We start from the raw sequence: 14,107 nt of genomic DNA on the forward strand, positions 1-14,107 counted from the left end.
GCCGTCGCGGACTCGGCTGGCCGGCCGCCGAGGCGGTCGGCCAGCCGGCGCAGCGCGACGTTGCGCGGCGGCCCCCCGCTCAGCGAGACCGCGACAGCGGACACGCCGAACAGGAAGTTCAACCAGTTGGTGGTGTTCTCGTTGGTGATGTAGGCACTCGGCAGGACCATGCCCGCCGCGGCGAGGAAGGCGTACCACGGCTCACCGCCGAGGCTGATCACCAGGACAGCGAGGATCACCAGCGAGGAGAACGAGGAGAACGACGACCCGGTGACGGCCGAGACCGAACCGCCGTAGAGGCCGCCGTAGAGCGCGGCGACGAAGGCGGACAGGCAGAACACGAGCACCCGGGTGGTGTTCACGCTCGCGCCGTGGGTGGCCAGCGCCGTCGGCGAATCGCTCAGGCCACGCAGCAGGCGCCCGAGCCGGCTGCGGTGCACGCCCACCACCAGGGCCGCGACCAGTGCGACGAAGATCAGGACGAGGTAGTAGTACCCGCGGTCGCTCTCGAAGGCCGACAGGCCGGGACGGGGCACCCGCACACCCGATGTGCTGGACCCGAACAGGACCTTCAGCGGGTAGCCCATCTGCTCCAGCGCGATGCCGAAGCCGAAGGTGGCCAGGGCCAGGAACACCCCGGACAGCCGGATCGCCGGGATCGCGATGATCGCGCCGACCGGGATGGCGACGAGGCCCGCCAGCAGCAGCGCGACCAGCCAGGGCAGGCCGAGGCCGGTGGTGAAGTGCCCCATGGCCGCGGCGCCGATCGCGGCGAACGCGGCGTGGGCCAGCGACACCTGGCCCGAGGTGCGCACCAGCAGCCCGAGGGAGAGGAAGAGGATGACCTTCAGCAGCGCGTCGGTGTAGGTCGGGATGCGCGCGCTGCCGACGAGGAACGGCACGGCGACGGCGAGCGCCGCGAGCACGACGGCGCCGCTGAGCTGGATTCGGGCGGGGGCCCGCCAGGTGTCGGTGACCAGCAGGCGGGCCGACAGCCGCCGGTCGACCAGCCGCCGACGCGGGGTGAGCAGCAGGACCGCGAACAGCACCAGGAACGGTGTGCTCGGCGGCAGCCCGGTCAGCAGCGCGTTCGGGTGGGTGACCGCGCCGTACTTGGTCAGCACGGAGGCGAGCACGCCGACGACGAGGCCGCCGGCGTAGGTCAGCGGCAGGCTGGAGAAGTAGCCGAGCGCGGCGGCGCCGAACGCCTGCACGACGAGCAGCGTCAGCAGCAGCGCGTCCAGGCTCAGACTCGGGGCGAGCAGGACGCCGGCGAGGCAGGCGAACGTGCTGCCGATCACCCAGGACCAGCGGCGCACCGCCACCGGATTGGTGCCCGAGGAGTCGAGCAGCTCCGGGTCGTCGACGACGCCGCGCATCGCCAGGCCCAGGCGGGCGAAGCGGAAGAACAGGTACAGCCCCGCGGTGGCGATCAGCGCGATGGCCGTGATGATGATCTGGTCCCACGTGATGACCGTCCCGGACAGCGTGAACGCCTCACCGGTCGGCAGGAACGTCGGGAAGGTCTGGCTCTGGGCGCCGTAGCGGGCGGTGAAGAAGCCCTGGACGGCCAGGATGATGCCAATGGTTGCAACGATCTTGTGAACGACCCGGACTTCGGCGAGGCGGCGTGCCATCAACTCGAGCAGAAGTCCGAGGGCGGGTCCTACGACGCCGACGCTCAGCAGTGCGGCTAATCCCCAGGGAAGGTCGTGTTGGACCCGTAAGAAGTAGAAGGTGTAGGCGGCGGTCGTGGCGACCGCCCCGTGCGCAAGGTTGAAGATCCCGGACGTCTTGTAGGTGAGCACCAGGCCCGTGGCCGCCAGTCCGTAGACGGAGCCGGAGACCAGGCCGATGATCACGAAAGGTAAGAGGTCGTTCATGCGATCGGCCACTCCGCCGACCGGGAACGCGTACCTCGGAAGATCATTCCGACACTCCCGTCAGATTCTGCCTCAGACCGAACCCACCACAGGGGCCGGACGCACCCGCCCGAACGGATGCCCGCCCGAACGGCCAGGCCCCCACTCGATCGTGTGGCCGGCATCATACCGTCAGATTGTCTGTAGGCCAGAGGCTTGGCGGGTTCATCTGTTGCGACGGGCGTCTGACCTGCTCACCGAGGCATCGAGGACGCTGACGGAGCGGCGCGCCGGCGGTGTGTCGGCGGCGCGTCGGGCCCGACGGCGTAAGTGACGAGAGAGTTAGAAAGGCCGATCCACATCGCCACCGGGGCCGGCCGGACGGGCCCCCGACGGCCCGGCATCCCGGGCCGTCGGGGGGAGAGAGAAGCCGGGCTTCCCGGGGCGGGATACCGGGGCGCCCGGGGGCGCAGCGCAACGCGCGGGACGGATCGGATCAGTACGCCGGACGCCGACCAGCCCGCGGGGCGGATCCGGGTCCGGTGGCGATCAGCGCGCGGCGGCGCGGATGGTCTCGCGCAGGGACCCCAGCGTCGCCGCGAGGGCCGTCGGCTCGTGGCCGCAGTGCGCCATGCAGTTCGCGCAGCGCGGGTCCTTGCCGCGGCCGTAGGAGTCCCAGTCGGTGGTGTCGAGCAGCTCCTGGTAGGACTCGGCGTAACCGTCGCCCATCAGGTAGCAGGGCTTCTGCCAGCCGTAGAGGGAGTAGGACGGGATTCCCCACGCCGTACACGGAAAGTCGAGCTTTCCCTCGAGGAAGTCGAGGTAGAGCGGCGAGTGGTTGAGCCGCCAGCCCTTCCGGCGGCCTTCCGCGAACGCCTTCCGGAAAAGCTCCCGGGTCTCCTCGACCCCCATGAAGTTCTCCTGGTCGGGAGCCTTCTCGTAGGCGTACGCCGGGGAGAGCATCATCCCGTCGACGTTGAGGTCGTTGTTGAGGAAGTTCAGGACGTCGATGACGTTCTGCGGGGTGTCGGTGTTGAAGAAGGTCGTGTTGGTGGTCACCCGGAAACCCCGCCGCTGGGCCTCCTTGATGTTGTCCACCGCCTGGGCGAACACGCCCTTCTTCGAAACGATCTCGTCGTGGCGCTCCTCCAGGCCGTCGATGTGCACCGCGAAGGACAGGTACGGCGACGGGGTGAGCTTGTCGATCTTCTTCGGGATGAGCAGCGCGTTCGTGCACAGGTACACGAACTTCTTGCGCTTGACCAGGCCCTCGACGATCTTCTCGACCTGCGGGTGCATGAGCGGTTCGCCACCCGCCAGACACACGACGGGGGCGCCGCACTCGTCGGCCGCGGCCAGCGCCTGCTCGACCGGCATGCGCTGTTTCAGCACGTCCGCCGGATGTTGGATCTTGCCGCAGCCCTCGCAGGCCAGGTTGCACGCGAACAGTGGTTCCAGTTCAAGGGTGATGGGAAACTTCTCGCGGCGCAGAATCTTCTGCTTCGCAAGATAGGCTCCGACTCTGATCGCCTGACGTGCTGGAATGGACATTTTCACCCTCCTGGTGGTTGATCTCGATCTCGCCGGGTGGGTGGAGCAGTGCCCTGCCGGATCCAGTCTAGGTCCACGCTCCAGCCGATTAGCGGCCGAGGACCGGTGAGAGTTATGTAACCGCCGAGGTACGACCCAACCCATCTCGTCCATGCCCGAAAGGGTCAGTCGACGAATGGCCCGGTCAGGAGGCCCGGCGAGCCGACGAGCGCACGCTCGGATACGCGTTCGACGACCGCTCGAATGTGCTTGTCCCCCGCACCGTAAAAGCTCGCCGAAGGACGGAGTTGAGGTGCCGGAACGCAAGCGGGTCGGCGGGTCGAGGGCGGGCCGTAGTCGAGGGTGGGCCGTAGTCGAGGGCGGGCCGTCGCCGCACGTGGGCCGGGGCCGAGAGGGCGGGCGGCGGGAGGGCTGTGGCCGCGCTGGATACGCTGCCGGCATGACGGCGAATCGGCGCATCGTGCTTGCTTCCGGGTCACCGCGGCGCCGCGAGCTGCTGGCCCGGCTGGGCGTGTCCTTCGAGGTGGTCGTCAGCGGCGTCGACGAGTCGACGGCGACCCCGACGGCCCCCGAGCTGACCGTCGAGCTCGCCGAACGCAAGGCCCGCGCCGTCGCCACGCTGCGCCCGCAGGACCTCATCCTCGGCAGCGACACCGTCGTCGAGGTGGACGGGCGGATCCTCGGCAAGCCCGCCTCCCCCGCCGAGGCCCTCGCCATGCTGCACAGCCTGCGCGGGCGGACCCACCGGGTCGTCACCGGCGTCGTCGTCCTCGACGCGGCGAGTGGCACCGTCCACGGCCGCGCCGCCGTCACCGCGGTGACGATGCGCGACGTCAGCGACGCCGAGCTCGCCGCCTACGTGGCCACCGGCGAGCCGATGGACGCCGCCGGCGCCTACGCCATCCAGGGCGGCGCCGCCGCGTTCGTCACCGCCGTCGACGGCGACCTCGACACCGTCATCGGCCTGCCCACGGCGCTGGTCCGCGACCTGCTCACCACCGTCGGTATCGCCGTCCCCGCCGCAGCTCCCCTCGCGCAGTGACGCTCGGCCACCCTGTCCAGCCGGCCAGCGCCCGCACCTGACGCCGCGGATCAACGGCAGTCCGTCGCTACCGTCCGACTGGCGAGCACGCCGGCTGCCACGCGGACCACGAACATCGAAGCGCAGTTCAACACTGGCCAATGCAGTTTCGGCAGCCCGATTCGGTCGGCGAATCCGCACGTTCAGACCCACCGCCCCACCACGCTCGGTCCTGCACATGCAGGCGACCTACGGTCCACTCACCGGCCCGGTCCTCGTGAGGCTTGCCAGATGCCGTCGGTGCTGGCAAGAAGGACCGCGGTCGGCCCCGCCGCTGGATACTGGTTGAAGCTATCCGAGGAGCGCGAGGATGACGGGGAGCCGACGGCCAGCTGACCCGATGCCAGACGACCGGGTCGACACAGGTCCGCTGGCCATCGAGCGGTGGCTGCTGAAAACATCGCGGATGGCGAGCGCGGACCCATTCGTCCACGTCGGAGCGCGATTCTCGCGGTCCTTCGGTCGCGATGCTTCGTTTGTCAGCCGCATTGAGGGGGGTACTCGACGGCTTCCAGTGACCTTGCGTGCGCTCTGGTTCGACAGGATTGGCCTGGATCGGGCCGAGGTGGACCATCATCTCGCCGAGCGGCTTCTCGACTCCTCGTCACTCCCGGCTGCGTCCTCGGCCGGCCCGGCTGTTAGCGAAAGCGACCTGGAGCTCTTTGACGCTGCGTTGCACGGTGCAACTCTGTCTCCGCGACAGTGGGGTCCTGCGTGCCGTGCGGCGGCGGCCAGCGGCCTACCGCGGACGATCATCGACTTCTGCGACATCGGACTGGAGGCACTTGCCGTGGCGTCCCCGTCCGACTATTCAAAACTAGTGGTTGGCTTGGCGTTCCTGCCGGCGCAGACACTCGTCGCAGGCGTCCGCAGAGTTGTCGAGAAGATTTCCTCACGGGGCTATCAGGTCATCGACCTGCTCGCCGCCGTCGAGGGGGATCATGCCGGCTCACTTCTCCTGGAGTACCTCCACAAGATTCCGGACCCGTGGATGCTACGCAGCGTTGCCGAGGCGATGCGACGCCTGACAGAGCGCCGCCAGCTCACCTTCGGTCCAGACGGCGTCCGCCGCTTTCAGGCTGAACTCTTCGATCACGTCCTGGGCGCGCCGTCGTGGACGTCGCGGATCGAGCTGACGAACCTGCTGGGTTCATTGGGACCAGTGCCGGCAGACATCTACCGACGGCTGACCGACGATGTCGACATGGACGTCCGAATCGCGGCGGGAGTACCGGCAGAACAGTCCGTGGAGGCTGTCGCCGACGATCTCTATGCGACGGCAGTCCTGCCTGTTCTGGACTCCATGCCGGGTCGCGTGGACATCGAGGATCAGACGGCGCGCACGCTGGTTGTCGACATGATCTACGGGCGGAGTCGCCGGCGGCGAGTCCAGGCCGCACAGGCACTGGGTCTCAGTGTCTACCGCCACCGCCTCGCCGAAGGACTGGCAGGGCTGCTTGGTTCGCAGGTTATCGAGCTGCGTCGGACCGCCGCACAGGCGCTCATGTACTTTCCCCCAACCGATTCGACCGCGACGGCACTGGCCCGCTGTGCTGGCTCGGACGTCAATCCAGACGTGCGCGGACGAGCTACGTGGTCACTCACGCCCCACGCCAGAGCCCTCGACACCGCCCTGCTCGACACGATGCTGGCCGACGGGGACGAGTCTGTTCGTCGCTGTGCAGTGGACCTGTCCGCAGCCGCCGGTCATCTGTCCGGCCTGCGATTGGCGGCGTCCGACCTTACCTCACCACGCGTCGCAGCCAACGCGGCTGCGCTGGCCGACTGGATTGCACTGCAATCATCTGGAGGGGATCGCTAGAAATGGCAGGACCAGGCGAGCGGCCGAACGAGGGTCACGTGCCGCTACCCGAAGAGATCGGATCATTTCAGCCGGCAGCGGGATCCAAACGCGACGGAGTAATGCACGTCATCGCGCCCGGCACAGAAACGGCGATGTACCAGGGCACCGAACTGCTGATCAGTCAGTTGCGAGGCGTCCTCCGCGAGCAGATCTCCGCAGAAAAGATCGCCGCATCCGCCAGTTGGCTCACAAGACACCCGACCGGAAAAAGAACTAACAAAATCCTTGATCTCGCGCAGAAGCATTCAAGAGGTGCCGCACGAATAGCATCTCTCGTCGGGGGCCCCGCCAGCTATCTTGCCATGGAGCTGGCGGCCCAGTATCTCGACACGACACTGGCAGAAATTCTGGGGCAGATTGGAGGGATACACTTCGAGGCTGCGCAAGAGGAACTCGACGATGCCCGCAACGCGTCCACCGAAAGAGGGAAGAGGATGCATCGCGAGCGCGCGGCCAGTCTTCTCGGCGCGGCGTACAAAGCCTATGAAGCCGAACTTACCGAACGGAAAAGGCTGATCTTACCGAAAAGGGAGAGAATCCGCAGCCATCTCGGCGCCACCAACTCGGCGCTGATCCTCGCGGCGATCAACCGTGCGGATCCGGACACCCGGGAGGCGACCAAGAAATGGGCGGACAACGCCGCGATGCACTTTCGAGACCACGATGTACTCGAACGCATGGCCGCCGAAAACGGGAAGGCACTGAACTCGCTCGGAGAAGACGTCGGAACGGTACTGTTCTCCCCACTGGCGGAGAGGGCACAGTCCAGAATACAGTACCATGACGATCGGCTTGCCCGGCTTGCCGAGAGGCAGCGCCAGTTCGCCGAACTGTATGAACTCCTCACCGCTGGTCTCAGCCAAATCTCACCGTGACGGCTCTGGTTGCACCCGTCGAGCGCCACGAGAATCACGGCCTACGGCTCCTCGTGTTTTCAATGCTCCGGCCGGAGCCGGCAGGCACTGTGACCTTCTCATCGTGCCCGCGAGGAACATCCTGCGGCTGCGATACGGCGCCGATGTCCATTCGGTGCGAAGTCTCCGCCGTGCCATCCGCCCGCTCGGTCCCAGCCGCGACGGTCATCGGGCCGGGCTCGGCGTGGCCGACGCGGCGGACGGTGGCCAGGACGATCGCGGCGCCGACCAGCGCCGCCACCGCGGCCCACAGCGAGATCCGGTCGATGCCGGCGGCGTAGCCCGCCCGGACGGACGGCGCCGAGCGCAGCCGTGCCGAGAAGACGGCTCCGAACAGCGCGATGCCCAGGGTCATGCCGAGCTGGCGGAAGGTGTTGACGGCGCCGCCGGCCATGCCGGCCTGCCGCGGCGGCACCGACTCGACCGCGGCGGAGACCAGCGCCGGCGTCGTCAGTCCGACCCCGACGCCGACCACGGCGAGGCCCGCGAACAGCGCGGACTGGCCGGAGCCGGCCCCCACGAACAGCCTCAGCAGCGCCGAGCCCGCGGCGACACAGAGCAGCCCCACCCCGATCGGCAGGCGTGGCGCGAACCGGTGGGTGTGGCGACCCGCCAGGGCGGCGACCACGAACGCCGTCCCGGCCAGCGGCATCAGCGCCAGCCCGCCGCGCACGGGGCTGAGGCCCAGGACGTTCTGCAGCCACAGCGACACGTAAACCAGGCCGCCGAACGCCGCCAACTGGAACAGCAACGCCCCGCTCAGCAGGCCGGCGAAGGACGGTCGGCGCAGCAGCGCCAGGTCCAGCATGGGGCGGGCGACCAGCCGTTCGGCAACGCCGAAGCCGACGGCGGCGAGCCCGGCGACGACGAACGCGGCCACGGCCAGGTGCTCGCCCCACCCTCGCTCGCCGCCTCTGATCAGCGCGTATGTCACTGCGGCCGCGGCCAGGGTGAAGGCGCTCGCGCCGGGCAGGTCGAGGCGGCCGGCCCCGCGTCCACTGGCCGGCACCACCCGCAGGGTGAGGATGATCGCGACGACCGCGATCGGCAGGTTCACCAGGAAGATCGCCTGCCAGCCGAATCCCTCGGTAAGCAGCCCGCCGGCGATCGGGCCGGCCGCCGCGGCGGCGCCGTTGACCGCACCCCAGACACCGAAGGCCACCCCACGGTCCCTGCCGTGGTAGTTCGCCGAGACGAGCGCCGCGGACGTCGCGAACATCGCGGCGCCGCCGACGCCCTGCACCGCGCGGGCGGTGATGAGCACGGTGGCGTTCGGGGCGAGCGAGGAGGCCAGGGAGGCGGCCGCGAAGACGGCGAGCCCGGCCACGTAGAGCCGGCGGTGGCCGAACAGGTCGGCCAGCGACCCGGCGGCCAGCAGCAGGGCGGCCAGCGCCAGGGCGTAGATGTCGATCACCCATTGCAGGGAGGTGAAGGACGCGTGCAGGTCGTCCGCCATCCGGGGCAGGGCGACGTTCACGATGGTGATGTCGACCAGCAGGATGAAGGCGCCCAGGCAGATCGCCGTGAGGGGCAGCCATTTGCGCATGTCGGGAGAGCTCCGTTCCGGGGGTGGGGCCGGCGGGTGGTCGCCGTGACGTCGTCCGGCCGCGGGGCGTCGAGCACCGGGTGGCCGGGGGCCGGTTGGCCGGATGGCCGGGGGGCCGGTTGGGCCCGTGGTTCCACCGTTCACCCGACCGGACCGTTGCCCCAGTCATCGGCACCGGTGCGGTGGAATCCGACAGTGGCTAGCCTTCGTGAGTGGAATCCGACATCCCGTGGCCGTCGCTGGGCTCCCTGGACCGGCTCGACCGGCGGATCATGCACGCCCTTCAGGTCGACGGCCGGGCGCCGTTCGCGCGGATCGGCGAGGTGCTGGGCGTCTCCGACCAGACGGTGGCCCGCCGCTACGCCCGGCTGCGCGGCACCGGGACGCTGCGGGTGCTGGGCCTGGTCGACCCGTTGCGCATCGGGCTGACCGCGTGGCTCGTGCGGGTGCGCTGCACCCCGGACGCGGCGGCGTCCGTCGGGGAGGCGCTGGCCCGGCGCACCGACACCCGCTGGGTGAGTCTGATCTCCGGCGGCACCGAGATCTCCTGCATCGTGCAGGGCGCCGCCCCCGGCCAGGACGACACGCTGCTGTTGCAGCAGCTCCCGCGCACCCCCCGGGTGGTGCAGGTGACCGCGCACGCGCTGCTGCACGTCTTCTTCGGCCGCGACCTCAGCCCGCTGACCCGCACGGGGCCGCTCAGCCCGGCCGAGACCGCGGCGCTCACCCCGCCCGACGCGCCGGCACGCCGTCCGACCGAGCCGGCCGAGACCGCCGAGGACCCCGTCCGGCTCGGCCGCGACGATCAGCGGTTGCTCGACGCGCTCGCTGTGGACGGCCGGACCCCGGCAGCCGAGCTGGCCACGGCCACCGGCTGGTCGCCGACGACGGTCCGGCGCCGGCTGTCGGAGCTGCGGTCGTCCGGCGCGCTCTACTACGACCTGGACTTCGACCACGGGAGGCTGGGGCACCTGCGGGCGTCGCTGTGGCTGGAGGTCGAGCCGGCCCAGCTCGCCGAGGTCGGGGCCGCGCTCGCCGAGCACGAACAGGTCGCGTTCGCCGGGGCGGTCACCGGCACGGCGAACCTCTACGCGGCGGTCGTCTGCCGCGACGCCAGCGCCCTCTACCGCTACCTGACCGGTCCGATCACCGCGATCTCCGGCATTCGCCGTCTGGAGACCGCCCCCATCCACCGCACCCTCAAGGGCACGGGCCTGCGCCACGACACCCGCCACGACATCCGCCGCGCCGACTCGTCTCCCTGACCTCGCACCCGCCCACGCTGCCGACCAGCCGACCAGCCGACCAGCCAGCCAGCCAGCCGACGAGCCAGCTGGTGAACACCGTTGACTTGTGGCCTACGTCACTCTAATGTCGAGCCCTGATCGGCTCAGCCGAGGTGGATGACCCAGGCGCGAAAGGACGTTCGATGACGCCCGTTGAACTCGATTCCTACGTGGTGACCGACAGCTTCTTCGGGGTCCCGTACATCGACGAGGACGAACAGCGCAGCGAGCCCGTCGAGCATCGCTATATCCACGGCGGTTTCGCGGGAACGAGCACCCGGTTCGCCCTGTGCTACCCGCCCGCCGAGAGGTGGCAGGGCCGCCTTTTCCAGCCGCTGGAAGGCGCCAACGCCGGCCACGAGAACGTCAACACCGGCCCACTCGGCCAGGTGACCGGTGGACTGGAGATGATTTTCCGGATCGGTGGCTTCGCCGTCGAGTCCAACATGGGTCACATCGGCGACGTCATGGATCCTAAGGCCGGCCCCGATCCGACGATCTACGGTTACCGGGCCGCCGCCGAGTCCGCCCGGTTCGCCAAGTTCGTGGCCGCCCAGATCTACGGCGCGCCGACGACGTACGCCTACGTGTACGGCGGCAGCGGCGGGGCGCGGCGCTCGCCGCTGTGCCTGGCCTATGCGCCCGACGTGTGGGACGCGGCCCTGCCCTACATGGGTGACGCCCAGGACGGCGATTACGGCGATCTGCGACTACTGCGCAACGGGACGCCGAACTTCTCCTCCATGTTCAACGTCCAGCGGGTACTCGGGGACAAGATTCACGACGTCGTCGACGCGATGTGGCCGGGCGGCAGCGGCGATCCGTTCGCCGGCCTGAACACCCATCAGCGCGAGGAACTCGCGAACGTCTACCGGATCGGGTATCCGCGTGGCGACGAGTCCTTCATCGCCCAGCCGATGGGCCAGATGTGGCTGTGGTCGTCGATGGCCACCCGGCTGCAGGCCGACTACCCGCAGTACTGGGAGAACTTCTGGACCAGGCCCGGTCACGTCGGGTTCGACCAGCCCGAGCTCGTCCGGGACGACCTGATCGAGCTGGACACGACCGTCAAGCGGGTCCTGTACGCCAAGGACCTGCTCGAGGACCCGACCCTGCAGACGGCGGAACTCGGTCAGGTGCGCGCGTTGGCGTCGCTGTTCGCCGCCATGAACAACATGTGGCACATTCCGATGGCGGTGCAGCTCGCCGAGGTTCCGGCCGGCTACATCCTCGGAGCGAGCGTCGAACTGACCAGCGGCGCGGCCACCGGCCGCATACTGTACGTCCTCAACGGTCACCGGGACGTGCTGCTCGTCGACAGTGACGGCGAGGCCGCGAACCTGCGTTTCACCGGGGTCGAGCCGGGCGACCGAGTTCGGGTCGACAACCACGCTTTTCTCGCCTACTGCTACTACTACCGGCACCACCTCCTGCCGTGGGAGCCGGAGTACGATTTCCTGCGGGTCGACGGCAAGCCCCTCTACCAGCAGTACGAGCTACCCGAGATGTCGCCGTTCATGGGCGTCAAGCACACCGGCCGAATCGAGGGCAAGCTGTTGTGGGTGCACCACACCCACGACTCGTCGCTGTGGCCGCCGCAGGGCCTGGGATTCAAGGCGAACATCGAACGCGAGTACGGGGTCGAGCTGGCCCGCACGAAGTTCCGGCTGCGCTGGACCGAGAACGCCGAGCACGTGCCGCCGAACATGGCGGCCTCGGTGCCGGGCCGGGCGAACACCACCTATCTGGTCGACTACCAGCCGATCATCGAGCAGTCCCTGGTCGACCTGGTCGCCTGGGTGGAGCACGGCGTCGAGCCCGTCGACACCGACTACGCCTACCGGGACGGCGCGATCGTCCTGCCGGCGACGGCCAAGGAGCGCCGCGGCATCCAACCGGTCGTGTCGGTGACGGCGAACGGCGGCGCCCGGGCCGAGGTCGCGGTGGGCGAGGCGGTCACGCTGTCCGCCCACGCCGAGACGCCGCCCGGCGCCGGCGCCATCATCAGCATCCGGTGGGACTTCGACGGGCAGGGCGCCTTCCCCCGCGCGGAGGACCTCGACGGCTCGCCGGCCGAGGTGACCGTGACCACGACGCACACCTACGACGCGCCCGGGACCTACTTCGCCACCGCCCTCGTCGAATCCCACCGCGACGGCGACGCCACCGCCGCCTCCCGCCGCATCCCCAACCTGGCCTCGGCCCGCGTCATCGTCCGCTAGCGGACCGGGCCCCTCCCGGACGCAGCACCCCGCGTGCGTGGGAGCGGAGCCGGGTGGTTCTTCTGTAGGGACAGATCGGACGCCGAACCCTACAGAAGAACCACGAAGGCGCTCTCCCGCGCATCCGTGCGCTCTCCCACGCATCCGTGCGGGCTGATGGTCGCCCGCCCCGCCGATGGCACCGTGGTCACTGTTCCGGACAATTTCCGGAAACAGCCTCGCCCGGCGGCGACGCGTCCCTAAGCTGTCGTTCCGGTAGATGTAACCGCTGGCCACCGCCGCACAGCGGGACCGGCGGCGGCTCGCGTCGATGTCCAGACTCCTCTTTCCGATCCGACGATTCTCCGTGAGCGCGCCGGGCCGGCCAGCTCGATTCCAGCTCCGGCGTTCCGCCGTTGTCTCCGCTGTTTTTCCCGCCGGAAACCGTGCCACCCGGAAAGGCGCTGCCCGGAGGCAGGCGGCGCCGCAGCAGTTCCCCCAGACTCCCCCACCGGACTGTCCCATCGCACTTCCCCACCAGACTGTCCCGCCAGAGTTCCCTGACAGACTCCCCTGACCTGGAGATGCCGATGGCAAGCGTGCACGACGACGCCGAGACGAAGCTCGCCGAGATCTCTACCGCGGCGGTGGGTGGGCCCACCGACCTCCCGCCCGCCATGATACGTCCGGCCTTCACCGAAGCCGACCTGCGCCCGACCACGTCCCAGGCAGCGAGCTTCGCCGCCCTGCGGACCGAGCTCTCCGAAGCCGTCGGCCAGCGGCTGCTGGGCGCCCGCGCGAAGCCGGCCGAGCTGCTCACCGGCAAGGACTGGATGTACTACCTGCCTGACGGCAACTCGATCGGGCGGGTCTCGATCCCCGGCACCCACGAGTCCTGCGCCCGGTACGGCAAGGGAAACATCTTCGTGCCCTGCCAGACGCTCGACGTCGCCGACCAGCTCGACCGGGGCTGCCGTTTCCTCGACATCCGGTGCCGGGTCGTCGGCAGCGGCTCGGACATGTCGTTCGCCATCCACCACGGCGCCTACTACCAGAACATCATGTTCGGGGACGTCCAGCAGAAGTGCGCCGACTTCCTCTACAGCCACCCGTCCGAGTTCATCCTGATGCGGGTGAAGCAGGAGTACTCCCACGAAAGCGACGAGGACTTTCGGGAGATCTTCAACAACAGGTACCTGCGGTCGTATTACTACACCGACGGCAGCATCCCGACGGTGGGCCAGGCCCGCGGGAAGATCGTGCTGCTCGGTGACGTGGCCGGCCTCGGCGGCATCAACTACGGCGGGTCCAATCTCGTCATCCAGGATGACTACAGCCAAGATGACCCGAACGTGAAGTTCGACGAGATCTGGGCCCAGGCGAACGCGTCGGTGGTCTACCGCCAGCCGGGCGACGACCGCCTCTACGTCAACTACGTGAGTGCGAACGACCCGCCGTGGATCGCACCGGACGGCTACGCCGACCTCATCCAGCCGCCGCTCTACGACGCGATCTGGGGCAACATCGAGCAGTGGCGCACCGTGGGCCAGTTGGGCGTCATGCCGCTGGACTTCTTCGACTCCGACGACGGCTGGAACGAGGGGCTGATCAGCGGAATCATCTACTGGAACTACAACTGGTAGCGCCAGCAGACTTCGCCCGCCGGCAGACGCCTCAGTCACGCCGGCAGACGCCTAAATAGAGAAGTCCTCGCCCTGCCAGACACCGCCCCGGGGCAGCCGGATCGGCGGCCGCTCGCCAGCACCGTCGCTGGGCGCGGCGCCGCCCGCGCCGGCCGGGAC

8 protein-coding genes and 1 pseudogene are annotated in these 14,107 nt (G+C 69.2%); 6 read left to right on the top strand and 3 right to left on the bottom strand.

The window, feature by feature from the left end; genetic code table 11:
- Both ND748_RS13405 and hpnH read right to left on the bottom strand, forming a co-directional pair.
- Positions 1-1,883, bottom strand: a pseudogene (locus ND748_RS13405) (ABC transporter permease); the annotation flags it as partial.
- A gap of 528 nt (positions 1,884-2,411) precedes the next feature.
- Entirely contained in the window at positions 2,412-3,413 is a 1,002-nt protein-coding gene (hpnH, locus tag ND748_RS13410; protein WP_251746134.1) for an adenosyl-hopene transferase HpnH, read from the bottom strand.
- Positions 3,414-3,852: 439 nt separating this feature from the next.
- Here hpnH and ND748_RS13415 point away from each other — a divergent pair, with 439 nt between their 5' ends.
- The 3 genes from ND748_RS13415 (at position 3,853) to ND748_RS13425 (ending at position 7,233) form a co-directional block, all read left to right on the top strand.
- A complete protein-coding gene (locus tag ND748_RS13415; protein ID WP_251746135.1) occupies positions 3,853-4,455 on the top strand; it encodes a nucleoside triphosphate pyrophosphatase in 603 nt (200 codons plus the stop codon).
- Between the two features lie 379 nt (positions 4,456-4,834).
- On the top strand, positions 4,835-6,316 hold the full coding sequence (locus ND748_RS13420) for a hypothetical protein (RefSeq protein WP_251746136.1): 1,482 nt from the start codon (positions 4,835-4,837) through the stop codon (positions 6,314-6,316).
- 38 nt (positions 6,317-6,354) lie between these two features.
- Positions 6,355-7,233 carry a hypothetical protein gene (locus ND748_RS13425; RefSeq protein ID WP_251746137.1) on the top strand — a complete coding sequence of 293 codons (879 nt, stop codon included), beginning with the start codon at positions 6,355-6,357 and terminating at the stop codon, positions 7,231-7,233.
- Between the two features lie 34 nt (positions 7,234-7,267).
- On the opposite strand, the gene ND748_RS13430 is transcribed toward ND748_RS13425, so the two are convergent.
- On the bottom strand, positions 7,268-8,818 hold the full coding sequence (locus ND748_RS13430) for an MFS transporter (protein WP_251746138.1): 1,551 nt from the start codon (positions 8,816-8,818) through the stop codon (positions 7,268-7,270).
- Between the two features lie 212 nt (positions 8,819-9,030).
- On the opposite strand from ND748_RS13430, the gene ND748_RS13435 reads away from it, so the two are divergent.
- The 3 genes from ND748_RS13435 (at position 9,031) to ND748_RS13445 (ending at position 13,948) form a co-directional block, all read left to right on the top strand.
- The gene (locus ND748_RS13435; protein ID WP_251746139.1) at positions 9,031-10,083 is read left to right on the top strand and encodes an Lrp/AsnC family transcriptional regulator; all 1,053 of its coding nucleotides are present in this window, start codon (positions 9,031-9,033) and stop codon (positions 10,081-10,083) included.
- 164 nt (positions 10,084-10,247) lie between these two features.
- Positions 10,248-12,326: a PKD domain-containing protein gene (locus tag ND748_RS13440; RefSeq protein WP_251746140.1), complete on the top strand. Its 2,079-nt coding sequence runs from the start codon at positions 10,248-10,250 to the stop codon at positions 12,324-12,326.
- A 569-nt stretch (positions 12,327-12,895) separates the two neighbouring features.
- Entirely contained in the window at positions 12,896-13,948 is a 1,053-nt protein-coding gene (locus tag ND748_RS13445) for a phosphatidylinositol-specific phospholipase C (protein WP_251746141.1), read from the top strand.
- Positions 13,949-14,107: the final 159 nt, after the last annotated feature.

It is taken from the genome of Frankia sp. AiPs1 (assembly GCF_023716945.1).
Classification (GTDB): Bacteria; Actinomycetota; Actinomycetes; order Frankiales; family Frankiaceae; genus Frankia.